20 protein-coding genes are annotated in these 22,586 nt (G+C 72.9%); 15 read left to right on the forward strand and 5 right to left on the reverse strand.

The window, feature by feature from the left end:
• Positions 1 to 12: 12 nt before the first annotated feature.
• Positions 13 to 372, reverse strand: a complete 360-nt coding sequence (locus tag AB0H37_RS09605; RefSeq protein ID WP_329092670.1) for an STAS domain-containing protein — start codon at positions 370 to 372, stop codon at positions 13 to 15.
• Entirely contained in the window at positions 369 to 1,688 is a 1,320-nt protein-coding gene (locus AB0H37_RS09610; RefSeq protein WP_360612121.1) for a GAF domain-containing SpoIIE family protein phosphatase, read from the reverse strand. The genes AB0H37_RS09605 and AB0H37_RS09610 overlap by 4 nt, the downstream gene beginning before the upstream one ends.
• A 279-nt stretch (positions 1,689 to 1,967) precedes the next feature.
• Here AB0H37_RS09610 and AB0H37_RS09615 point away from each other — a divergent pair, with 279 nt between their 5' ends.
• From AB0H37_RS09615 to AB0H37_RS09670, 12 genes are all read left to right on the forward strand, one after another.
• Positions 1,968 to 6,140: a SpoIIE family protein phosphatase gene (locus AB0H37_RS09615; protein WP_360612122.1), complete on the forward strand. Its 4,173-nt coding sequence runs from the start codon at positions 1,968 to 1,970 to the stop codon at positions 6,138 to 6,140.
• Positions 6,137 to 6,469: an STAS domain-containing protein gene (locus tag AB0H37_RS09620; RefSeq protein WP_329092676.1), complete on the forward strand. Its 333-nt coding sequence runs from the start codon at positions 6,137 to 6,139 to the stop codon at positions 6,467 to 6,469. The genes AB0H37_RS09615 and AB0H37_RS09620 overlap by 4 nt, the downstream gene beginning before the upstream one ends.
• A gap of 69 nt (positions 6,470 to 6,538) precedes the next feature.
• On the forward strand, positions 6,539 to 6,907 hold the full coding sequence (locus AB0H37_RS09625; RefSeq protein ID WP_179834098.1) for an STAS domain-containing protein: 369 nt from the start codon (positions 6,539 to 6,541) through the stop codon (positions 6,905 to 6,907).
• Positions 6,908 to 7,092: 185 nt separating this feature from the next.
• On the forward strand, positions 7,093 to 7,464 hold the full coding sequence (locus tag AB0H37_RS09630) for a helix-turn-helix domain-containing protein (protein ID WP_360612123.1): 372 nt from the start codon (positions 7,093 to 7,095) through the stop codon (positions 7,462 to 7,464).
• Between the two features lie 178 nt (positions 7,465 to 7,642).
• On the forward strand, positions 7,643 to 8,920 hold the full coding sequence (locus AB0H37_RS09635) for a SpoIIE family protein phosphatase (protein ID WP_329092684.1): 1,278 nt from the start codon (positions 7,643 to 7,645) through the stop codon (positions 8,918 to 8,920).
• A complete protein-coding gene (locus AB0H37_RS09640) occupies positions 8,917 to 10,683 on the forward strand; it encodes a CHASE3 domain-containing protein (protein WP_360612124.1) in 1,767 nt (588 codons plus the stop codon). The genes AB0H37_RS09635 and AB0H37_RS09640 overlap by 4 nt, the downstream gene beginning before the upstream one ends.
• Positions 10,680 to 11,126 (forward strand): response regulator, encoded by a 447-nt coding sequence (locus AB0H37_RS09645; RefSeq protein WP_329092688.1) that lies wholly within the window; start codon positions 10,680 to 10,682, stop codon positions 11,124 to 11,126. The genes AB0H37_RS09640 and AB0H37_RS09645 overlap by 4 nt, the downstream gene beginning before the upstream one ends.
• Before the next feature lie 75 nt (positions 11,127 to 11,201).
• Complete coding sequence (locus AB0H37_RS09650) at positions 11,202 to 12,074, forward strand: alpha/beta hydrolase (RefSeq protein ID WP_360612125.1); 873 nt, start codon at positions 11,202 to 11,204, stop codon at positions 12,072 to 12,074.
• 100 nt (positions 12,075 to 12,174) lie between these two features.
• Positions 12,175 to 12,585, forward strand: coding sequence for a VOC family protein (locus AB0H37_RS09655; RefSeq protein WP_179834093.1), 411 nt, complete (start codon positions 12,175 to 12,177; stop codon positions 12,583 to 12,585).
• A gap of 245 nt (positions 12,586 to 12,830) precedes the next feature.
• Complete coding sequence (locus AB0H37_RS09660) at positions 12,831 to 13,235, forward strand: ribonuclease domain-containing protein (RefSeq protein ID WP_329098307.1); 405 nt, start codon at positions 12,831 to 12,833, stop codon at positions 13,233 to 13,235.
• Positions 13,236 to 13,251: 16 nt separating this feature from the next.
• Positions 13,252 to 13,599 (forward strand): barstar family protein, encoded by a 348-nt coding sequence (locus tag AB0H37_RS09665; protein WP_329092691.1) that lies wholly within the window; start codon positions 13,252 to 13,254, stop codon positions 13,597 to 13,599.
• Positions 13,600 to 13,743: 144 nt separating this feature from the next.
• Positions 13,744 to 17,415: a CHAT domain-containing protein gene (locus AB0H37_RS09670; RefSeq protein ID WP_360612126.1), complete on the forward strand. Its 3,672-nt coding sequence runs from the start codon at positions 13,744 to 13,746 to the stop codon at positions 17,413 to 17,415.
• 14 nt (positions 17,416 to 17,429) lie between these two features.
• Here AB0H37_RS09670 and AB0H37_RS09675 read toward each other — a convergent pair whose 3' ends face one another.
• Together AB0H37_RS09675 and AB0H37_RS09680 are read right to left on the reverse strand one after the other, a co-directional pair.
• Complete coding sequence (locus tag AB0H37_RS09675) at positions 17,430 to 18,044, reverse strand: restriction endonuclease (protein ID WP_360612127.1); 615 nt, start codon at positions 18,042 to 18,044, stop codon at positions 17,430 to 17,432.
• Between the two features lie 135 nt (positions 18,045 to 18,179).
• Positions 18,180 to 18,725, reverse strand: a complete 546-nt coding sequence (locus tag AB0H37_RS09680) for a nitroreductase family deazaflavin-dependent oxidoreductase (RefSeq protein WP_360612128.1) — start codon at positions 18,723 to 18,725, stop codon at positions 18,180 to 18,182.
• Positions 18,726 to 18,934: 209 nt separating this feature from the next.
• Here AB0H37_RS09680 and AB0H37_RS09685 point away from each other — a divergent pair, with 209 nt between their 5' ends.
• Positions 18,935 to 19,786 carry a DUF72 domain-containing protein gene (locus AB0H37_RS09685; RefSeq protein ID WP_360612129.1) on the forward strand — a complete coding sequence of 284 codons (852 nt, stop codon included), beginning with the start codon at positions 18,935 to 18,937 and terminating at the stop codon, positions 19,784 to 19,786.
• 4 nt (positions 19,787 to 19,790) lie between these two features.
• On the opposite strand, the gene AB0H37_RS09690 is transcribed toward AB0H37_RS09685, so the two are convergent.
• Positions 19,791 to 20,492: an FCD domain-containing protein gene (locus AB0H37_RS09690; protein ID WP_360612130.1), complete on the reverse strand. Its 702-nt coding sequence runs from the start codon at positions 20,490 to 20,492 to the stop codon at positions 19,791 to 19,793.
• A 137-nt stretch (positions 20,493 to 20,629) separates the two neighbouring features.
• Here AB0H37_RS09690 and AB0H37_RS09695 point away from each other — a divergent pair, with 137 nt between their 5' ends.
• On the forward strand, positions 20,630 to 22,030 hold the full coding sequence (locus AB0H37_RS09695) for a gluconate:H+ symporter (protein ID WP_360612131.1): 1,401 nt from the start codon (positions 20,630 to 20,632) through the stop codon (positions 22,028 to 22,030).
• Between the two features lie 2 nt (positions 22,031 to 22,032).
• Positions 22,033 to 22,548, forward strand: a complete 516-nt coding sequence (locus AB0H37_RS09700; RefSeq protein WP_329092705.1) for a cupin domain-containing protein — start codon at positions 22,033 to 22,035, stop codon at positions 22,546 to 22,548.
• Positions 22,549 to 22,586 lie beyond the last annotated feature (38 nt).

Genomic DNA, 22,586 nt, shown 5'->3' on the forward strand with positions numbered 1-22,586 from the left:
CCCCGCCCGGCCTCATTCCCGGCGCAGGGACTTGACGGCCTCGTCGGCGGTGGGGTGGAAGGCGAAGACCTGGTCGAGCCCGGTGATCTCGAAGACCCGGGTGAGGTCGGGGTTCAGCCCGGCGAGCACGATCCTGCTCTGGGCCGCCTGCGCCCGGCGGTAGCCGGCGATGAGCACGGTGATGCCGGTGGAGTCGCAGTAGTTCAGCTCCGTCACGTCGAGCACGGCGCCGCCGCCCGAGGCCAGCGGCAGGGCCTCCAGGGCCTCCCGCAGGCGGGGGGCCGTGTGGTAGTCGAGGTCTCCCGCCACGCGCAGGACGGGGACCTCGGCCTCCTCGGACGGGAGGTTGACGGTGAAGGTGTGGTCGGTCACCGAAGAGGCTCCTGTCCGGACGGTTCGAAGCGGCGGGGCACGGAGAGAGCCAGCAGTGCCGTGTCGTCGCTGACTCCCGCGCCCAGTTCCGTGAGCAGTTTATGGACGTTCGCCAGCAGATTATCCGCTCCTTCGAAGGGCGTGCTGGTCAGATGGGCGATGAGGCCCTCGTCGCCGAGCATCGCCCCGTCCGGGGTGCGGGCCTCGGTGAGGCCGTCGGTGTACAGCAGGAGGGCGTCGCCGGGGGCGAGGCGCAGGTCGGTCTGCGCGAAGTGCGGTTCGGGCAGTATCCCGACGAGCTGCCCGCCCGGTGCGTCGACGGCTTCGACCGTGCCGTCCGCGCGGACCACCAGGGCGGGCGGATGGCCGCCCCCGGCCAGCGTGACGGCGAAGGAACCGTCGGGTTCGGGGGCCAGGACCCCGAACAGCGCGGTGCAGAAACGGGGGTCGCTCTGGTACTCCCCCTTGAGGACGGCGTCGAGGTTGCCTAGCGCGGCGCAGGGGTCGGGCTCGTAGATGGCGGCGGCGCGCAGGGTGTAGCGGGTGAGGGACGTCAGGGCGGCGGCCTCCGCGCCCTTGCCGCACACGTCACCGAGGAAGAACGCCCAGCGGCCGCCGTCCAGGGGGAACAGGTCGTAGAAGTCGCCGCCGACCTCGTCCTGGGAGACCGGGTGGTACGCGGCGGCGGCATTGAGGCCGGGGACCTCCGGCAGGGCGGGCGGAAGAAGGGTGCGCTGCAGGGTGCGCACCAGACGCTCGGCTCTGGTGCGCATGGTCCGCTCGGCCGTGATGGTGCAGATCGACGACAGCCGGCTTTCCAGCTCCTGGGCGACCAGGGTCGCCAGGTCGCCCAGGATGGCGAGCTGCGCCTCGGACGCGTCACGGGGACGGGTGTCCAGCACGTTGACGGTGCCGAGGCGGTGGCCGTCCACGGTGGTGATGGGGGCGGCCGCGTAGAAGCGCACGCCCATCTCGCCGCGGACGAGCGGGTTGGCGGCCGTCCTCGGGTCGGTGAGCGCGTCCGTGACGACATAGGCGGTGTCGTGCTGGATGGCGGAGGCGCACAGCCCGGGGTCGCGGTCGATCTGCGACACGCCGTGCAGGCCGTGGGCGGCCTTGAACCAGATGCGGTCGCCGTCCACGATGGCCACCGTGGCGATCGGCGCGTCGCAGCTGCGAGCGGCCAGGGAGGCGATCGTGTCGAACGTGCCGTCGGGCGGGGTGTCGAGTATCCGGTAGCGGCGGACGGCCGCGAGCCGCTCCCGTTCGGCGGCGAGAGCGGACACGGGTTCGAGGTGGCGGGCAGGCACCGTCACCGTCACCTCCTCTGGTCGGGGCCGGGCGGCGGCAGTCCCGCCAGAAGGAAGGCTTTACCCTGTTTGGTCTACTTATCACTTTGGTCATGGTCTGGATGGACGGTGGTGCCAGGGGGAGGCGGCACGCATCGGGCCGCGCGGCGCGACGGACTTCCAGGCGCCGCGAACACGGTTGTTGCCTCCGCGATATCCGGGGTAAAGGCTTGGCCATCCGGGTGCAGGGCGTGTGCGGCGTCCGCCGGATTCGGTCGGTGATCACCTGAGCGAAAGAGGGGTGTGGTGGCGCTTTCGGACGACGCCGGGCGTCCTGCGGAGGCCGGGCGAGAGCCGCGGGCGGGGGTCGGCCTGTTCTCCGCCGACGGCGAGATCGGCCCGGACCTCGCCGCGGTCGACTGGGCGGCGACGCCGCTCGGCCCCCCGGAAGGCTGGCCGCAGAGCCTGCGGACGGCGGTCGACATCCTGCTGTCGTCCAGATTCTCGATGTGGATGGCCTGGGGGCCGGAGCTGACGTTCTTCTGCAACGCCGCCTACCGCCGCGACACCCTCGGCCGCAAGTACCCGTGGGCGCTGGGCCGGCCGGCCCGCGAGGTGTGGACCGAGATCTGGGACGACATCGGCCCGAGGATCGACACGGTGCTCGGGACGGGGGAGGCGACCTGGGACGAGGCGCTGCTGCTGTTCCTCGAACGATCGGGGTACCCCGAGGAGACCTACCACACCTTCTCCTACAGCCCGCTGCGCGACGACACCGGCGACGTGGTCGGCATGCTGTGCGTGGTCAACGAGGAGACCGAACGGGTCATCGGCGAGCGGCGGATGACGACACTGCGGGAGCTGGGGTCCGACCCCAGCGTGATCCGGACGGAGGAGGAGACGCTCGCCTTCGCCGACCGGCAGCTCGACCGCAACCGGAAGGACCTCCCCTTCACGCTGACCTACCTGTTCGAGGACGGCGGGACGGCGCGGCTCGCGGGGGCGACGGGCGTCTCCCGCGACCATCGGGCCGCCCGCGCCGAGCTGGCAGCAGACGAACCGCACGAAATCTGGCCCGCGGCGGCGCTCGCGCGGGGAGAATCGGTGCTGGTGCAGCTCGATGATCCTCAGTTCGGGGTCCTGCCCTCCGGTGACTGGACCCAGCCGGCCGCCCAGGCGCTGGCGGTGCCGCTGCCGCGGCAGGGCCGCGCGCCGTACGGGTTCCTGGTGGCCGCCCTCAACCCGTACCGCCAGCTGGACGAGGCCTACCGCGGCTTCGTGGAACTGACCGCCGGGCACATCGCGGCGGGGATCGGCAGCGCCCGCAGCTACCAGGTCCAGCGGCGGCGCGCCGAGGAGCTCGCCGAGCTCGACCGCGCCAAGACGACGTTCTTCTCCAACATCAGCCACGAGTTCCGCACCCCGCTGACCCTGATCATGGGTCCGGTGCAGGAGCTGCGCGCCCGCCTGGACGACACCGACGAGCAGGCGCGCCGGGAGCTGGACGTCATCCACCGCAACGGGCTGCGCCTCGGCCGGCTCGTCAACTCCCTGCTGGACTTCTCCCGCATCGAGGCCGGCCGGATGCAGGCGCGCTACGAGCCGGTCGACCTGCCCGAGGTCACCGCCGAGCTGGCCAGCGTCTTCCGCTCAGCCGTGGACAGGGCCGGCCTGGGGTTCGACGTCGAGTGCGACCCGCTCCCCGAGCCGGTGTACGTCGACCGCGACATGTGGGAGAAGGTGGTCCTGAACCTGCTCAGCAACGCGCTGAAGTTCACCTTCGACGGGAGGATCCACGTCCGGGTGGGCGTCGAGGACGGGCTGGCGCAGGTGACGGTGGCCGACACCGGGGTCGGGGTCGCCGAGGACGAGGTGCCACGGCTGTTCGAGCGCTTCCACCGGGTCGAGAACACCCGTGCCCGCTCCAACGAGGGCAGCGGCATCGGCCTGGCCCTGGTCAAGGAGCTCGTCGGCCTGCACGGCGGGACCATCACCGCCACCAGCAACGAGGGCGAGGGCACGCGCTTCACCATCCGGCTGCCGTTCGGGGCCGACCACCTGCCCGCCGGCGCCGTCGCTCCGCCGCGCTCCTCCACGGCGGCGTCGGTCACCGCCGACCCCTACGTCCAGGAGGCGCTGCGCTGGCTTCCCGCCGAGCATCCCGGCGGCGGGGACCCGAACTCGACCGACCCGACGCCCGTCGGCCCCGTCTCCGCGCCCGAGGTGGCGGCCCGGGTACTGGTCGCCGACGACAACGCCGACATGCGCGAGTACCTCACCCGGCTGCTGCGCGGCGCCGGCTACGAGGTCGACGCCGTCGCCGACGGCCGGGCCGCCCTGGAGGCGGTCCGCGAGACCGCCGTCGACATGGTGGTCAGCGACGTGATGATGCCCTACGTCGACGGGCTGGAGCTCGTCGCCGCGCTGCGCGGCGACCCGCGCACCGCCGCCCTGCCGGTGCTGATCCTGTCGGCCCGCGCGGGGCAGGAGGCCTCGATCGAGGGCCTGCGGGCGGGCGCCGACGACTACCTGCTCAAGCCCTTCGCCGCCGCCGAGCTCCTGGCCCGCGTGCGGGCGAACGTGGAGCTGGCCCGGCTGCGCGGGCACCACGCCCGGTGGCGCACCGCGCTGGTCGACTCCCTGCAGGAGGCGTTCTTCGTCTGCGACGAGGACGGCGCCGTCATCGAGTTCAACACCGCCTTCACCGACATCCTCGGATATGACGCTGCCGGGCTCCCCTACCCCCCGCGGCCTCCCTGGTGGCCGGACGAGAAGACCGACCTCGAAGCGCACCGGCAGGTCGCCGAGGACTTCGGCGGCATGCTCGGGCGGGAGCGCGGCACCTTCGACGTCCCCGTCAGGCACCGCGACGGCCACCGGGTCTGGGTCAGCGTCGCCTTCAACCACGTCCACGACCCCGAGACCGGGCGGCGGGTCATCGTCGGCACCTTCCGGGACATCACCGCCGACCACTACGCCATCCAGCGCGAGAGCGCCCTCGCGGCCCTCAGCATGCGCCTCACCGAGGCCGTCAACCTGCCCGACACCCTGGCCGGCGCGCTGGAGGAGCTGCGGGACCTCTGGCACGCCGAGCGGGTGCTGGCGGCCGTCTTCGCCGGCGGGCCGCCCGGGCTGACCTCGACCGAGCCGGGGCTGACCTGGCAGGACCTGCCCGAGGAGCGCCGCAGGGACCTGGCGGCGCTGCGCGAGCACCCGACCCTCACCCCCGTGGCCGAGCACACCGCCGCGATCACGCTCGAACATCCCCACGGCAACCTCGTCCTCTGGATCGACCTGAACGAGCGGCGCCCCTTCACCGACCAGGACCGGCTGCTGTTGTCCCTGCTCGCCGGGCGTCTCTCCCAGGGGCTTTCCCGCGCCAACCTCATCGACCAGCAGCGCGAGACCGCCCTCGCCCTGCAGCGCTCCATCCTCGGCCCGTCCGAGCTGCCCGTCGGGTTCGCCGTCCGGTACGAGCCCGCGGCGCGGCCGCTGGAGGTCGGCGGCGACTGGTACGACATCTTCGCCCTCCCCGACGGCCGCATCGGCATCATCGTGGGCGACTGCGTCGGCCGCGGGCTGGAGGCGGCCACCGTCATGGGCCAGCTGCGCAGTGCCTGCCGGGCCCTCCTGCTCCAGGACGCCGCCCCCGCGCGGACCCTCACGGCCCTCGACCGCTTCGCCGCCGGCATTCCCGGAGCCCGGTGCTCCACCGTCTTCTGCGGCGTCCTCGACCCCGCGACCGGCGACCTCACCTACTCCAGCGCCGGGCACCCGCCCGCCATCCTCGCCGGGCCCGACGGCACCACCCGGCTGCTCGAAGGCGGCAGGTCCGTCCCGATCGCCGTCGGCTCCCCCCGGCCCCGGCCCGACGCCGCGGCCACCGTCCCCGCCCGGGGCACCGTGCTGCTGTACACCGACGGTCTCGTCGAACGCCGCCGCCACTCCCTGAACGAGGGCATCGAGCGGGTCGGCCACGCCGTGCAGGACGGCGGCGAGCGCGGAGTGGACGAGCTCGCCACCCACATCATGACGAGCCTGGCCCCGCCGGACGGCTACGACGACGACGTCGCGCTGATGCTGTACCGGCACCCCGCGCCGCTGGACGTGAGCTTCCCCGCCGAGTCCTCGCAGCTCGCCCCGCTCCGGGAGGCGCTGCGCGGGTGGCTCGCCCAGTGCCAGCTCCCCCGCCGCACCGCCCAGGGCGTCCTGGTCGCCGCCGGCGAGGCCTGCGCGAACGCCGTCGAGCACGGCCGGCCCGCCGCCGGCGTGCACACCGTCCGGCTGCGCGCCGAGGCCCTCGTCGACCAGGTGCACCTGACCATCGCCGACACCGGCCGCTGGAAGCCTCCCGGAGGCGGCGCCGACCTCAACCGCGGACGCGGCACCGCGCTGATGCGCGCGCTGATGAGCAGGCTCACGATCACGCCCGGACCGGACGGCACCACCGTCCACATGCACACCAGGATTGGCGCATGAGCACTCCCCTGACCCTCACGACCGCCCGGCGCCCGGACGGGAGAGCGCTCGTGACGGCCGTCGGCGAGATCGACATGAGCAACAGCGGGTCCCTCGCCGCCGCGCTGGACACCGCGCACGAGAACGGGGGCAAAGTCGTCCTGGACCTCACCGCGGTCGAGTACCTTGATAGCGCGGGGCTGAGCGTCCTGTTCGCCCATGCCGACCATCTCGAACTGGTCGCTCCGCAGCTCCTGGAACCGGTGCTGACCCTCTCCGGGCTCCCGGAGCTGGCCACCGTCCACCTCACCTCGCCCGACGCCGCACAGCCCGGGGCCGACCACGCCTGATGGCCGCGGCGCACCGGCGGCGCCGGGCCCCGACCGACACAGAAAGCGGAACGACGTGGAGGCAACGCCATGGCCGAGGTGACCGGCCACGCGCGGGACGGCTGGACAGTGATCACGATCACCGGGGATCTGGCGCTGGACACCGCGCAGCAGGCCGAGCAGCACATGCGCCGGCTGCGCAGCGAGCACGGCGAGCACCTGGTGCTCGACCTGAGCGGCCTGCGGTACGTCGACTCGGTGGGCCTCAGCCTGCTGATGCGGTTCTACCTGGCCGCCGAGGGACGCGGGGGCAGCGCCGTGCTGGCCGGCCCGCTGCAGGATGCGGTGCGGCGCGTCCTGCAGATCACGCACGTCGACGAGCGCCTGACCATCCACCCGACCCTCGACGCCGCGCTGGCCGAGTCGCTGCCGCCGGGCGCCGGTCTGCGGAACGGCTGAGCCCGGAGTCAGGCGCCGGGAACGATAACGCACCAATATTGTTACAGGAAATTTTATTCCGCAAAGACTGCTCGTATGATGTCGCCCTGAGCACGACCTGCCCCTCTGGCGGCGGAGCCCGCCGACCGGCGGCCCCCGCGCCCCCCGGCGGGGAGAAGGCGGACGCGGGAAGGCGAGGCGGGCGGATGGAGAGCGCACCGAGACGGCGCGACGACAAGCCGTGGACGTTCCTGACCAACCACGCACGGGTTCTGATCGCCATCGCGCGCGACCCGGGCCTGCGGGTCCGCGACGTCGCCCAGGACATCGGCATCACCGAGCGCGCGGCCCAGCTGATCATCACGGATCTGGAGGAGGCGGGGTACCTCACCCGCACCCGGATCGGACGCCGCAACCGCTACACCGTCAACGCCGACCGCCCCTTCCGGCATCCCGCCGAAGCCGACCACGACGTCCAGGCCCTCATCGAACTGTTCGCAGGCCGTGGCGCGTCCCGCGGCGCGGCCCGGCCTCCGCGCGGCGCCACCGGCGCTCCCGCGCCGGCGCGGAGCCTGTAGACGGTGCGACGCAGCAGCAAAGCCGGCCGGACGGGCCGCGGGCGCCGGCGCGTTCCGGTCGCGGCCGGGCAGGTCACGCGGGACTCGGATGCATCGCGGAGCGGGGTGCCGCGGTCGCATATTTGCCATAAGGCAACTACTATCGGCGCGGCACCGGCGGGGCGGAGGGGGAAGGGTGGTGGACGGACTGATGTCGCAGGGTCTTGAGACCACCGGCCTTGAGCCGACGTCTTCCGCGCCGCCCGGACCGCGCGCGCCGCTCGCGATCACCGGCGCCGCCGACGGCGGGCCGGAGCTCGGGCCGCTGCGGGTGCTGCTGGTGGAGGACGACGCCGCCGACGCGCTCCTGGTGGAGGACACGCTCGCCGACACCGGACTGCGGGCGTCGCTGCAGTGGGTGCGTTCGCTTCCCGAGGCGCAGGGCCCCTTGTCGGCGAACTCCACGCCCGACTGCGTGCTGCTGGACCTGCACCTGGGCGAGTCGCAGGGCCTGGCGGTGCTCCGGCAGGTGCTGGAGTGGGCGCCGGATGCCGCGGTGGTGGTGCTGACCGGGCTCGCGGAGTCGCAGGCGGGCACCGCGGCGATGGCCGCCGGCGCGCAGGACTACCTGTCCAAGGACCAGCTGGAGGCGGATCGGCTCGGGCGGGCGATCCGGTACTCGGTGCAGCGGCGCCAGGTCCAGCAGGCGGTCGCGGCACTGCAGGTCCAGCGGATGCGGGCCCAGGAGAACGCCCGGCTGGAGCGCGGGTTGCTGCCGCGCCCGAGGGTGTCCAATCCGCGCCTGCGGGTCGTCTCGCGGTACCGGCCGGGACGGGCGCACTCCCTGCTCGGCGGCGACTTCTACGACGTGGTGGAGACCGGCGACGGCCTGGTGCACGCGGTGATCGGGGACGTGGCGGGGCACGGTCCCGCCTCGGCCGCCCTGGGCGTCAGCCTGCGGGTGGCGTGGCGATCGTTCGTGCTGGCCGGAACCCGTGGGGCGCGGGTGGTCGAACTCCTGGAAGAGCTGCTGGCCGGGGAGGACGGCGGCTCCGAGATGTTCGTCACCCTCATCACGGCGACCCTGTTCCCCGACCGGCCCGTGGCGCGGGTGGTGCGGGCCGGGCACCACGGGTTCCTGCTGCACGGGAACGGCGAGGTCCGGCTGATCGAGCCGCCGGGAGGGCTGGGCGTGGGCATGGTGCCCGGGCTGGCCGGCTGGCGCGAGCACGAGGTCCCGCTGACGCCGGGGGCCTCGCTCGTCCTGTTCACCGACGGCCTGTTCGAGGGCCAGATCGACGCCGAAGGCCGGCGCCTCGACCTGACCGGCCTGCTCCAGCTCGCCCGGGGCCACCGCGCGCTCTCCCCCGACGACTTCGTCGACACACTCATCACCGACGTCGAGGCGGCCTCGCTCCAGCATGGGGGCCTGGCCGACGACGTCGCCGTCATTCACCTTGGATGGACCCCCACATGAGCACACCGCCCCCGACGGTGCGGGACGCCGAGACGGCCGAATCCGCCGATCTCGCCGCGCCGGCGCCGGCGAGCGGCCCCCCGCAACGGCGGGGACTGACCGTCCGGACATGGTTCATGCTGGCCGCGCTGCTGATCGTCGCGCTCACCGTCACCGGCGCCGTGGTGGTCCACACCCTGCTGGAGGACACCGCGCGGGCCTCGGACCGGCTGGTGGACAGGATCGCGCCGGCGCAGGTCGAGGCGAGCCGGATGCAGATGGCCATGCTCAACCAGGAGACCGGCGTGCGGGGCTACGCCCTGGCGGGCGACCGGCAGTTCCTGCAGCCCTATACCGACGGGCTGGCCACCGAACAGGAGTCCTTCGCCCGGCTGCAGCGGCTGCTGGCCGACGAGCCCGAACTGCGTGCCGACCTCGACGCGATCCAGCGGGCCATCGGCGCGTGGCGCCGCGACTACGGCGGCGTCGTCATCGACCAGGTCCGTGAGCAGGGGCCCGGCGGCGAGGCCGCCGCCGTCGCGGCCCGGGGCAAGCCCGCCTTCGACGAGGTCCGCGCGACCTGGGCGGTCCAGACCCGCCACCTGAGCCAGGTCCGCGCCGAGAGCCGCGCCGACCTGCGCCACACCCGCACGATGCGGGACTGGACGCTGACCGCCCTGTTCATCGCGCTGCTGGTGACCGCGGCGTTGCTGGCGCTCCTGCTGCACTACGCCGTGGACCGGCCGCTGCGCATGCTCCGCTCCGCTTCACGGCGGGTCGCCGACGGCGACTTCACCCATGTCATCGGTGCGCACGGCCCCGCCGACGTGCGCGACGTGGCCCACGCCGTGGAGGCGATGCGCGGCCGGATCACGATGGCGCTGGAGCAGTCCACCGAACGCGAGCGCCTGCTCCAGAGCCAGACCGCGGAGCTGGACGCGCAGACCGTGGAGCTGCGCCGCTCCAACGCCGAACTGGAGCAGTTCGCCTACGTCGCCAGCCACGACCTGCAGGAGCCGCTGCGCAAGGTCGCGTCGTTCTGCCAGATGCTGGAGCGCCGCTGCTCCGACCAGCTCGACGACCGCGGCCGCCAGTACATCGCCTTCGCGGTGGACGGCGCCAAGCGCATGCAGGTGCTGATCAACGATCTGCTGACCTTCTCCCGGGTCGGCCGACTGCACCAGCACCAGCGGACGCTCCCGCTGGGCGAGCCGCTCGACCAGGCGCTGGCCAACCTCGACGGCGCCGTCAGCGAGGCCGGCGCCCGCATCGAGAGACCGGACGACCTGCCGGAGCTCACCGCGGATCCCACGCTCATGGTGATGCTGTGGCAGAACCTGATCGGCAACGCGGTCAAGTTCCGCTCCCCCGACCGCGACCCGGTCGTCCGCGTCACCTGCGAGCGGGAGGACGGGCACTGGCACCTGACCGTCACCGACAACGGGATCGGCATCCCCGCCGAGTACGCCGACAAGATCTTCGTCATCTTCCAGCGGCTGCACAGCCGCGACGCCTACGCCGGCACCGGCATCGGCCTGGCCCTGTGCAAGAAGATCGTCGAGTACCACGGCGGCCGGATCTGGCTCGACCCCGACCGCGAGGAAGGCTCCCGCTTCCACTTCACCCTCTCGGCCGAGGACGAATCCGCCGCGCCCGCCGACGCGGCGACCCTCGATGACGCCCCGGCCGGCCGGCCCTCGGACGGCGCCGGCGCATCCGCCGCCGGCACGCCCGACGGCGACGTTCCCTCCTCGACCACCGACCTCCAAGGAGCCAGTTCGTGACCAGCACCGACGTCCAGCCCATCACCGTCCTGCTGGTCGAAGACGACCCCGGTGACGAGCTGATGACCCGCGAGGCCTTCGAGCACAACAAGGTCGGCAACACCCTGCAGGTCGTCCGCGACGGCGCGGAGGCCCTGGACTTCCTGTACAAGCGGGGGGACCACGCCGGCGCGCCCCACCCCGACCTGGTCCTCCTCGACCTCAACCTGCCCAAGCGCGACGGCCGCGAGGTCCTCGAAGAGATCAAGTCCGACCCGGAGCTGGCCTCCATCCCGGTGGTGGTGCTGACCACGTCGTCGGCGGAGGAGGACATCCTGCGCAGCTACAAGCTGCACGCGAACGCCTACGTCACCAAGCCCGTCGATTTCGACCAGTTCATCAAGGCCATCCGGCAGATCGACGACTTCTTCGTCACCGTCGTCCGCCTCCCCACCCGCCACTGACCCCGGCCCCGCTCCGTCGCCGCACGTCGAGACCGCCGCGTGATTGGCGGGGCGCGGCGGGGGTAACGGGCTCGGGTGTTCTTCGACGGCTTCACGTTGGATCAGGTCGACGTCGGCGAGGTCACGCTGAGGGTGCGGCACGGTGGGACGGGGCCGCCCGTGCTGCTGCTGCACGGCCATCCCCGCACGCACGCCACCTGGCACAAGGTCGCGCCGCTCCTCGCGGACCGGTTCAGCGTGGTGTGCCCGGACCTGCGTGGATACGGGAAGTCGTCCAAGCCGCCGACCGACGCCGACCACTCGCCGTACTCCAAGCGCGCGATGGCCGGGGACATGGTCGCCCTGATGCGGGCGCTCGGCCACGACGCGTTCGCCGTCGCGGGCCATGACCGCGGGTCCCTCGTGGCGTTCCGGACGGCGATGGACCATGCGACCGCGGTCACCGCGCTGATCCCCATGGACGGGCTGCCGGTGGTCGAGCACCTGGAGCGCTGCGACGCCCGTTTCGCCGCGCAGTGGTGGCACTGGTGGTTCTTCGGGCAGACGGACCGACCGGCGGAGCGGATCATCAGCGCCGACCCCGACGCCTGGTACTCCGCGACCGGCGAGCACATGGCCCCCGAAGCCTGGGCCGACTTCCGCGAGGCGATCCACGACCCGGCGACCGTGCACGGCATGCTGGAGGAGTACCGGGCCGGTCTGGGCATCGACCGGAGGCACGACGAGGAGGACCGCCGCGCCGGCCGCCGCGTCCGGTGCCCGACGCTGGTGCTGTGGTCAGCCCGGGACGACCTGGAGGACCTCTACGGCGATCCGGTGCGGATCTGGCGGGCGTGGGCCGACGACGTGCGCGGCAGTCCCATCGACTCCGGCCACCACATGGCGGAGGAGGCCCCCGAGTCCGTGGCCGGCGCGATCGGCGCCTTCCTCGACCGTCATCTCCGCTAGGACCGCCGCGCGGCGCATTGCGATGTGCTTGCGGCCCGTGGGCGAGACCGGTCAGGAATCGAGAAGCGCGGGTGAAGGAGCCGAGGCTAGCGTGATCGGCATGGACATCACCATTCACACGAGCTTCCTCCCGCACGACGACCCTGATGCCTCGCTGGCCTTCTACCGCGACGCGCTCGGCTTCGAGGTCCGCAACGACGTCGGCGGCGGCAGGATGCGCTGGATCACGGTCGGTCCGCCCAAGCAGCCCGACACCTCCATCCTGCTGGCGCCGCCGGCCACCGATCCCGGCATCACCGACGACGAGCGCCGCACCATCGCCGAGATGATGGCCAAGGGGACCTACGGCTGGATTCTGCTCGCCTCCCCCGACCTCGACGACACCTTCGACAGGGTGCAGGCCGCGGGGGCCGAGGTCGTCCAGGAGCCGGTCGAGCAGCCGTACGGATTGCGCGACTGCGCGTTCCGCGATCCCGCCGGCAACCTGATCCGCATCCAGGAGCTGCGCTGATCCCTGCGGAAGCGCGGCTGCAGACCGGGTGCGCCGTCCGGTCCCGCGTGGTCCCCGCCCGCTCCAGAGCGCTGAATCCGAGTCGGGTGGTTGAGGCCTGTTCATAGAAACTTGGCGGCTTTGTATCGACTACGCCGATTCGCAAGGTCATCATGACGGCTGGTCGCCCTCGATCCCGGCGCGTTCCGGGTCCGGGGGAAATCGTCCCTTCGGGACGCACTCGTTCGTAGGAGGTACCTGTGCTCATGCAGCGCTCCCGGCCGTCCTGGACGAAACGAGCCGCCGTCACCCTGGTGGCCGCGACGTGCGCGACGGGCGTCACCGCCACCGTCCCGGCAAGCGCGACGGTCTACGGCTCCTGCACGATCTCACGCTGCTCCGACGGCCGGTACGCCGCCTCGGTGTGGGGCGGGAAGGGATGGCCGTCCAGCTCAGGCTGGTACTCCTGGCCGGACGGCCTGTACAACTACACCGGCGGCGTCTACCACAACTACGACGGCCAGCTCCCGGCCAGCGCGTCCTACCACGAGTACGACGTCTACTCGCGGACGAAGGGCTCCTCGCGCGACGCCTACCGGATCGTCCACAGCAGTACCGGCACCGTCTACTTCTCGCCGGACCACTACTCCAACTTCTACAAGCTCTCCTAGCGACGGGACCCGTCCGATGACCTCGCTGCCACCCTGGCTGACGCTGACCAGCGATCCGGTGCGGGCGGGCGTCGACGGGCACGCGTGCCGGACCCGCGCCGCCTTCTTCCACGAGGCGGCGCGGGCCCTCGGCTTCCCGGACTACTTCGGGCACAACTGGGATGCGTTCCTGGACTGCCTGCGCGACCTCGACCGTCCCGCCCTCACCGTGGAGCGCGCCGACGAACTCCTGGCGGAGGAGGACCCGCGGCAACTCGCGATCCTTCTTGAGATCCTGGCCCGGAGGAATGTGCCCACGACCCTCGCGGCCGCCTCCGATCGCATGCCCGCCCTGCGCACCCGCCTGGCCGCCACCCTCCCCTGACCTGGTTCCGCCTCATGGGCGGAGCAGCCGGCCGACGCTCCCGCGGGCCAGGAAGGCGAACGGGCGAGAACCTCCCCGTCGCCAGAATGGATAGGGTTCCTCACTGCTGCTCTTCCGGCCGTCGAGATGGTAGGAGCGTCGCTGGTGCGAACGCGTCTGCTCGCACAGGTACGGGATCGGGTCAACCGGTTCAATGCCGAGCGTGATGCGACTCTGGTCCTGGCCCCCCGAGCCGTCGCCGACGCGGTGGATCTGATCTGCTCGGTCCCGGACCCGGTGGACGACGTCGAGGTCGCGCAGGCGGCGGGATGGCTGTTCTGGCTGCGCTTCGCCGCCCGCGGTTCGGCCGAGGGCGAGTCGGACCTCACCGTCGCCCTGGAGCTGCTCAATCCGGTGTACCGGCAGGTTCCGGCCGGGGTCCCCCCGTTGATCGGCGAGCTGTTCGACGGCGAGCCCCAGTCCGCCCCGGACGGCGGCGGGCTGCTGGCCCGCCTCGGCCGCATGCTCTACCGGGACACGCTCGCCTCGCAGGACGCCGGCGTCCTGGACCGGGCCGTCGCGCTGTTCCGGCTGGCGGCCGCGGCCACCGGGCCGGAGCACGCCGAGTACGGCCGCTGCCGGACCAATCTCAGCAGCGCGCTGCTGACCCGGTTCGAGCGGACGGGGGCGCCGCCGGACCTGGAGGAGTCGATCACGTTCGGCCGGGCGGCGGTCGAGGGCGCCGGACCGGGCGAGCCCGATGGCGCCCTCTACCTGTCCAACCTCGGCAACGCCCTGCTGACCCGATTCGAGTACCTCGGCGGCGAGCCTGACCTCGACGCCGCGATCGCGGCCGGCAGGGCCGCGGTCACCGGCTGGCCCGACCACCCCGACCGCGCCGCCATGGCGTCCAACCTCGACCTTGCCTTACGGACCAGGGAGGCGCTGCTCCACCGGGTGACCGGCGCGGACGAGCTGATCGACCTGGCACGGGACGCGGTGGTCACGACCTCGCCCGACCACCCCGCGCACGCCGGGCAGCTGTCTCAGCTCGGCCACGCGCTGCTGGCCCGGTTCGAACGCGCCGGGGACCCGGCGGATCTGGACGAGGCGGTCGAGGCCCATCGGGAGGCGGTGGCCGTCGCCGCGCCGCAGGACGCCGAGCGTACCGCCTCGCTGTCCGACCTCGGCGACGTCCTCCGGATCCGGTTCGTCCAGACGGGCGATGAACTGGACCTGGCCGACGCGGTCGAGGCGGGACGAGCCGCAGTGGCGGCGACCCGCGCCGACGACCCCGATCTGTGCGGACGTCAGTCCAACCTCGCCAACGCCCTGTGCGAGCTGCACCGGCGCACCGGCGGCCGGAAAGAGCTGGACGAGGCGGTCGCGCTCGCCCGGCGGGCCGTGGCCGCCACTCCGGCGGAGGGTCCCGAACGTCCCTCGTACCTGTCGAACCTGTGCGACATCCTCCGCATGCGGTTCGAGCGCACCGGGCAGGAGGCCGACATCGACGAGGCGGTCGAGGCCGGCCGCGCCGGGGTCGCCGCCGCGCCGCCCGGCCATCCGCACCTCCCGGCCTACCTCGGCAACCTCGGGGCGGCCTCGCTGTCCCGGTTCCGCGGGACCGGCGGGCAGGCGGACCTGGACGAGGCGGTCGACGCGCTCCGGATGGCGGTGGCCGCCGCGCCGGACGCGAGCCCCCACCGCGGGACGATGCTGGCGAACCTGGGCGGCGCGCTGCAGGTCCGGTTCGACTCCGTGCGGCGCCGCGAGGACCTCGACGAGGCGGTCGACACCTGCCGCGAGGCGGTCCTCGCCACTCCGGCGGACCATTCCAGCCGGGGCGTGCGCCTGTCCAATCTCGGCGCGGCCCTGCAGGCCCGGTTCTCGATCAGCGGGGAGCGGGCCGACATCGACGAGGCGGCCGAGACCGCCCGGGCCGCCGCCGCGGCCGTCCCGGACGGCCACCCGCGCCGTGCCGGCGTCCTGTCGAACCGCGCGATCGTCCTGCACCGGCGGTACGAGCACACCGGCGAGGCGGCGGACGTGGACGCGGCGATCGGCGCCGCCCGCGCCGCGGTCGCCGCCATCGCCCCCGACCATCCCGACCGCGCCGGCTACCTGGCCAACCTGGGCGGGGCGCTCGGCGCCCGGTCCACCCTGACGGGCGCCGGACCGGATCTGGACGAGGCGATCGCGGCGTGCCGGGAAGGAGCGGCGACCGAAGCCGCCCCGCCCCGCGTCCGCGCGGTCGCGGCCGCTCGCTGGGCCAGGCTCGCCGCCGAGGCCGGACGGTGGGAGGAGGCCGCGGCCGGTTACGCGGCGGTCGTGGACCTGATGGGGCGCACGGTCCCCCGGGGCCTCGACCGCCGCGACCAGGAGATCCTCCTCGGCGACATGGGCGGGATCGGGTCGGACGCCGCCGCCTGCTGCGTGCGCGCCGGGCAGGTCGAGTCCGGAGTCGAACTGTTCGAGCAGGGACGCGGGCTGCTGCTCGGCCAGGCGCTCGACACCCGCACCGACCTCACCGCGCTCTCCGAGCGGCACCCGGACCTGGCCGGACGGTTCACCGCCCTCTGCACGGAGCTCGACCGTCCCGCACCCGCGGCGGGGGTCCCCGGCAGCGGCGCCGCCCCTGCGCCCCAGGGATCGGTGGAACGCCGCGCCACGGCCGCGGCGTTCGACCGGCTCGTCGCGGAGATCCGGGAACTGCCCGGATTCGATCGCTTCCTGCGCCCGCCCACCGTCCCCGACCTCGTTCCGGCCCGCGGTCACATCGTGATCGTCAACGTGTCGGACTTCGGGTCGCACGCGCTGGTCCTGCACGCCGACACCGGCGCCACGGCCGTGCCGCTGCCCGCGCTCACCCCTGACGCGGTGGTGGCGGAGGTCGGCGCGTTCCTGGCGGCGGTCGAGGAGATCGGTGCCAAGGAGGTCCGGTCGTGGGCGGCCGGGCAGCGCCGGATGTCGCGGACGCTCGAATGGCTGTGGGACGCGGTGGCCGGTCCGGTGCTCGACCACGTCGGTATCGGCGGGCCGCCCCAGGACGGCGCACCGTGGCCGAGGCTGTGGTGGTGCCTGTCGGGGCTGATGTCGTTCCTCCCGTTGCATGCGGCGGGGTACCACGGCACCATGGCCGACGCGGCCCCGGAAACGGTCGTCGACCGGGTCGTGTGCTCGACGGCACCGACCGTCCGGGCCCTGGCCCACGCGCGCCGCGGCCCGGCGGACGCGGTGCGGCCCGGCGATGACCGGGCGGTCGCCGTGGCGATGCCCCGCACACCCGGCACCCGGTCCGACCTGCCGGGGGCGGAGGCCGAGGCGGCCCTGATCGGCCGGCGCTTCCCGGGCCCGGTCGACGTCCTCACCGGCTCGTCCGCCACCCACGGGGCGGTGCTCGCGGCGCTGCCGAAGGCCCGGTGGGCGCATTTCGCCTGCCACGGGCACAGCGACCTCGCCGACCCGTCGTCCAGCCACCTCCTGCTGGCCGACCACCAGACCCGGCCGCTGACGGTGACGGACCTCGCCGGGCTCCGCCTGGACGGCGCCGAGCTCGCCTTCCTGTCGGCCTGCTCGACCGCCCGGCCGGGCGCACGCCTCGCGGACGAGGCGATCCACCTGGCGTCGGCGTTCCAGCTCGCCGGCTACCGGCATGTGATCGGCACCCTGTGGCCGATCGGTGACCGGCACGCCGTCGACATCGCCGACCTCGTCTACACGGCCGTCGCCGACGGCGGAGACGTCGCCGGCGCGGTCCATGCCGCGACCCGCCAGATGCGGGACCGATGGCCGGACTACCCCTCGGTGTGGGCGTCGCACGTCCACGTCGGCGCCTGACCGGGCCGTCCGTACTACGGAGCGGGCCTCCCGAAAGGGCGGCCCAGCAGGATCTCCGCCGCCTGCCGCGGGTAGTCGTCGTCGTCCGGCACCATGAGCAGGTCACGTGACGTGCCCGGTCTTCTGCCGGGAAGGCCATGGCAGTGGACGATGAAACGCGACGGGCCGGAGCCGGCGCTCTCCTCGACCGGCACGTTCTCCCTCGTCTCGAAGAGGAACCGGCCGTCCGTGACCGTCACGAGAGCGATGCCATGCGCTCGCGCGAAGGCCACGGCGCCGCTCTGGTACGTGGCGGTGGACACCATGACGCCCTTGTGCGCGCCGATGCTCTGGACCTTCTGGTGGAGCACCTGCACCAGCTCGCGCTTGATCGGGTTCCGGTGGTGCTTGGCCTCGACCACGACCAGGAAGTCCATGCCCGCGAACCGGTAGCGGACGGTCGCGTCGAGATCGTAGGTCCCGTCGGAGCCGGCCACCTTCTCATGCAGCGTGACGGTCAGCCCGCTCACGTGCGGGGCGGCCGGTCCGAGCAGCCGATCGGCGACGAACTCCTCGAATTCCGCAGGGGTGATGTCGGGCCGGGGGCGTGCCGCGGTCGGCGGCGCCGTCCGGATCTCCTCCTCGCTCACGGTCGGATCCTACGAGCTCACCGCCCCCGCTCGCTGATCCACGCGGCGATCGGGGCGCGGGAGGAGTGGGCGAGCTTCGCGAGGATGTGCTCGACATGCGCGTCGGCGGTCCGTTCCCCGGGGACGGCGGACGAGTCAGGCGTCCCGTTCGACCAGGAAGACGGGACGGTCGGAGTCGGGGGACGCGGTCGCCTCCGGGCCGGTGTCGAAGGCGTCGCGGACGAACGGCACGACACGGTACTTGTGGCGGTAGGCACTGACGATCCGGAGCTTGCGGTCGTCGTCGATCTCGGTGAGGCGCACCTTGCGGAAGCGTCGCCCTCGACCGAGTTCGGCCCGGCCGTCGGAGCGGGCGTTGCGGACCCAGTGGGTCTCACCGAAGGGCGAGACGAGCCACTGCCGGCCGTCGAGTTCCAGAAGCGCCACCGGGGTGGTGCGGGGCAGGCCGCTGCGACGTCCGCGAGTGCGCAGCAAGACGAGGGGGCCCATCGGAAGGCCCCAGGTCAGCAGCCGGAAAGGCACCCGGTTCATCCGCGCCAGCCGCGGCGGAAGGGCGGCACCGGTCATGATCGCTCCCGAGCCGGCGCGATGCCGCCCGGCCGCCGCCGCGCCCCACCGCTCCGCCAGGACGCCCGGCCCGGTCCGCGGTTCGCCGTCTCCGCACGCATCGCCCACCTCCACGTTCCACTTTAACCGGTGAAATTTCCTCCGTTTAATCATGGCATGCCGAGGAGCTCCCGCGCAAGAGTAAATGGAGGCTGGATCTCCGTTTGTGGGTGGCACTCCGACCTGCCTGGAGCCGCTTCGCGCGGGTCGAGGCCACTCGAACCGGTTTCGGCGGCGTGCTGGACGGCCGGCTCGGAGGTCCGCATCACCGGTAGCGTCGGGGCATGCGGCTTCATGTGGGGTGCGCGATGTGGGCTCACGCGCGGTGGCAGGGACGGTTCGTCCCTCCGTCGCTGCCTTCGGGCGAACGGCTGCGGGCCTATGCGAGCTGGTGCAACGCGGTGGAGGGCAACACCACCTTCTACGCGACGCCCGCGCGGAGCACCGTGGAGTCGTGGGCGGAGCAGACCGGGCCCGGCTTCCGGTTCGTGATCAAACTCCCGAAGACGGTCACGCACGAGCGGCGGCTCGCCGGGGCCGAGGAGGAACTGCGGGCGTTCCTCCACGCGATCGAGCCGCTCCAGTCGCGGGCGCACGCGTTGTGGGTGCAGCTCCCCGGCTCCTTCGGCCCCGGCGACCTCGGGACGCTGGCGACGTTCCTGCGCGGGCTGCCCACGGCGCACAGGTACGCCGTCGAAGTGCGTCACCGCGCGTTCTTCGAGGAGGCGGGATCCGTGCGCGACCTTGAGCGGGTCCTGTCCCGCGCCGGGGCCGAGTGGGTCCCGTTCGACACGACCGCGTTCTTCCAGAGCCGTCCGACCAGCGACGCCGAGCGGGACGCCTGGACGAAGAAGCCGCGGGTGCCGCGCAGGGCGGAGGCGCTCACGGACCGTCCCATCGTCCGCTACCTCGGACGGGACGACACCGAGCGCACCGTCGAGGGGTGGCGGTTCTGGGTCGGCCGCGTCGCCGGATGGCTGGCCGAGGGACGCTCGCCGACCGTGTTCGTCCACACGCCGGACAACGCCGACGCGCCCGAGCTCGCCCGGCGCTTCCACGACGAGGTGAGGGCCCGCGTGCCCGGGTTGGAGCCGCTGCCGGAGCCCGTCCCCGCGGAGCCGCCGACGCTGTTCTGACCGGTCAGCCGGGCTCCAGCATCGCCCGGGTCGCCTCCTCGACGATGTCGCGCATGGCGCGTTCGGCGTCCTCCGCGTCGCCGGACTGCACGGCCTGCGCCACCTCGGCGTGCCAGCGGATCGCGACCGGCTCGGGGTGCGCGGGCATCAGGTCGTGGTGGGTGCGGCCGGCCAGGACGGCGGCGACCACGCCGCTCAGCGCGCCCATCATCTCGTTGCCGGACGCCTCCAGGAGCGTCCGGTGGAAGCGGATGTCCGCGGCCAGGTAGGCCTCCAGGTCACCGGACCTGCCGTGCACCGCCATCTCCATGACCGCGCCGGTCAGCGCGCCGCACTGCGCCGGCGTCGCATTCCGGGCGGCGAGCGCGGCGGCCACCGGTTCCAGCCCGCGGCGCAGCTCGCCGAGGGAGCGCAGCTGCTCCTCCCGGCCGTCGCCCTCGAGCCGCCAGCCGATGATCTGCGGGTCGAAGACGTTCCAGTCCGGGCGGGCGGCGACCGTCACACCGACCCTGCGGCGGCTCCTCACCATGCCCATGGACTCCAGGACGCGGATCGCCTCCCGGATCACCGACCGGGACACCGCGAACCGCGCCTCCAGCTGCTCGATCCGCAGCACCTCGCCCGCGGGCAGCGCGCCGGACGTGATCAGCATGCCGAGCCGATCGAGGACGCTGCCGTGCAGGCCCGCCGAGGGGGTCTCCACCATGCGCCAATCATCACACGAAGCCGGACAAGTTCCGACAAAGATACGATTTTATGGAGCTATCCCTTGTTAACGGCAGGTTATAGCGGCCACACTCGGGCGACCATCATCGTTCACTCCGGCTCCCAGGAGGATGACGCATGCACCCGATCGTGCTGGCCGCGGCGCCGGCGGCGTCGAGCGGGAGGCTCGTGCCGGCCGCGCTCGCCGGCATCGCCCTGATCGTCGTACTGATCACCTACTTCAAGGTGCACCCGTTCCTGAGCCTGACCCTCGGCTCGCTGCTGGTCGGGATCATCGCGGGGCTGCCGGTCGCCGACACCGTCGACGCCTTCGTCAAGGGGTTCGGCGACACCGCCGCCGGGGTCGGCGCGCTGATCGCGTTCGGCGCGATGTTCGGCAAGCTCCTGGCGGACTCCGGCGGCGCCGACCAGATCGTCGACACGATCATCGGGCGTACCGGGCGCCGGTTCCTGCCGTGGGCGATGGCCCTCGTCGGGGCGCTGATCGGGCTGCCGATGTTCTTCGAGATCGGGCTCGTCCTGCTGGTGCCGGTCATCCTGCTGGTGGCGCGCCGCGCCCAGATGTCGATCATCGCGGTCGGGATCCCCGCGCTGGCGGGCCTGTCCGCGATGCACGGGCTGGTCCCGCCGCACCCGGGTCCGCTCGTCGCGATCGACAACCTCAAGGCCGACCTCGGCCTCACGCTCGCCCTCGGCATCGTCGTCGCGCTCCCCACCATCGCGCTGTCCGGCCCGGTGTTCGCCCGGTTCGCGTCCCGCTGGGTGGACGTCCCGGCGCCGGAGCTCTACGTCACCGGCGCCGACGAGCGGGACACCGAGGACCAAGCCGCCGTGGACGGCAAGCCGCGGCGGCGCCCGTCCTTCCCCGTCACCCTGTTCACCGTGCTGCTCCCGGTCGTGCTGATGCTGGGCAAGGCCGTCGCCGACATCACCCTGGACGAGGGCGGTCAGGTGCGCACCGTCCTGGACAACCTCGGCACCCCGCTGGTGGCGCTGATCATCGCGGTCGTCGTCGCCATGTTCACCTTCGGTCTCGGCTCCGGCATGGACCGGGAGGGGATCGCCTCCTCGCTGGCCGGGTCGCTGCCGCCCATCGCCGGCCCGCTGCTGATCGTGGCCGCCGGCGGCGGCTTCAAGCAGACGCTCGTCGACACCGGGATCGGCGATCTGGTCGCCGACTGGGTCAAGGACAGCGACCTGTCGGTGCTGTTCCTGGCGTGGCTGGTCGCCGTGCTCATCCGGCTCGCCACCGGCTCGGCGACGGTCGCCACGGTCACCGCGGCCGGGATCCTCGCGCCGCTGGCCACCACGCTCGACAGTGGTCAGACGTCGCTGCTCGTCCTCGCGATCGGGGCCGGCTCGCTGTTCTTCTCCCACGTCAACGACGCGGGATTCTGGCTGGTCAAGGAGTATTTCGGGCTCAGCGTCGGGCAGAACATCAGGACCTGGTCCTTGATGGAGACCGTGATCTCGGTGTCCGGCCTGGTGTTCGTCCTCCTGCTGAACCTGGTGGTGTAGCCATGACCTATCCCGATGCCCGCTACTTCGGGGACGGCGGCGAGAGCAGCGGGACGTTCCGTCCCGCCGGGGCGGCGCCCGACCTGCTCATCGGCGCGGCCGACAGCGACCGCGTCCACCGCGGGACGCGGGTGCACTATCTGGGCACCGGCGGCTCGACGAACGGCGCGTTCGGCCTGTACCGCTGGGAGATGGGGCCGAAGCCCTCCGGTCCGATGCCGCATTTCCACCGGACGATCACCGAGTCGTTCTACATCCTGTCCGGGACCGTCCGGCTGCACGACGGGGCGGGCTGGAAGGACACCTCGGCCGGCGACTTCCTCTTCGTCCCCGAGGGCGGCGTGCACGGGTTCCGCAACGAGTCGGGCGAGCCTGCGGCGATGCTCCTGCTCTTCACGCCGGGGGCTCCTCGCGAGGCCTACTTCGAGGAGCTCGCCGAGATCGCCGCGACCGGGCGGCGGCTCGGCGACGAGGAGTGGACGGACCTCTACCGGCGCCACGACCAGTACATGGTGTGACGCCGGTCCGGGCGGCCCGAGCGCCGCCCGGACGATCC

It is taken from the genome of Actinomadura sp. NPDC023710, from assembly GCF_040639875.1.
In the GTDB taxonomy this organism is placed as follows: domain Bacteria; phylum Actinomycetota; class Actinomycetes; order Streptosporangiales; family Streptosporangiaceae; genus Spirillospora; species Spirillospora citrea.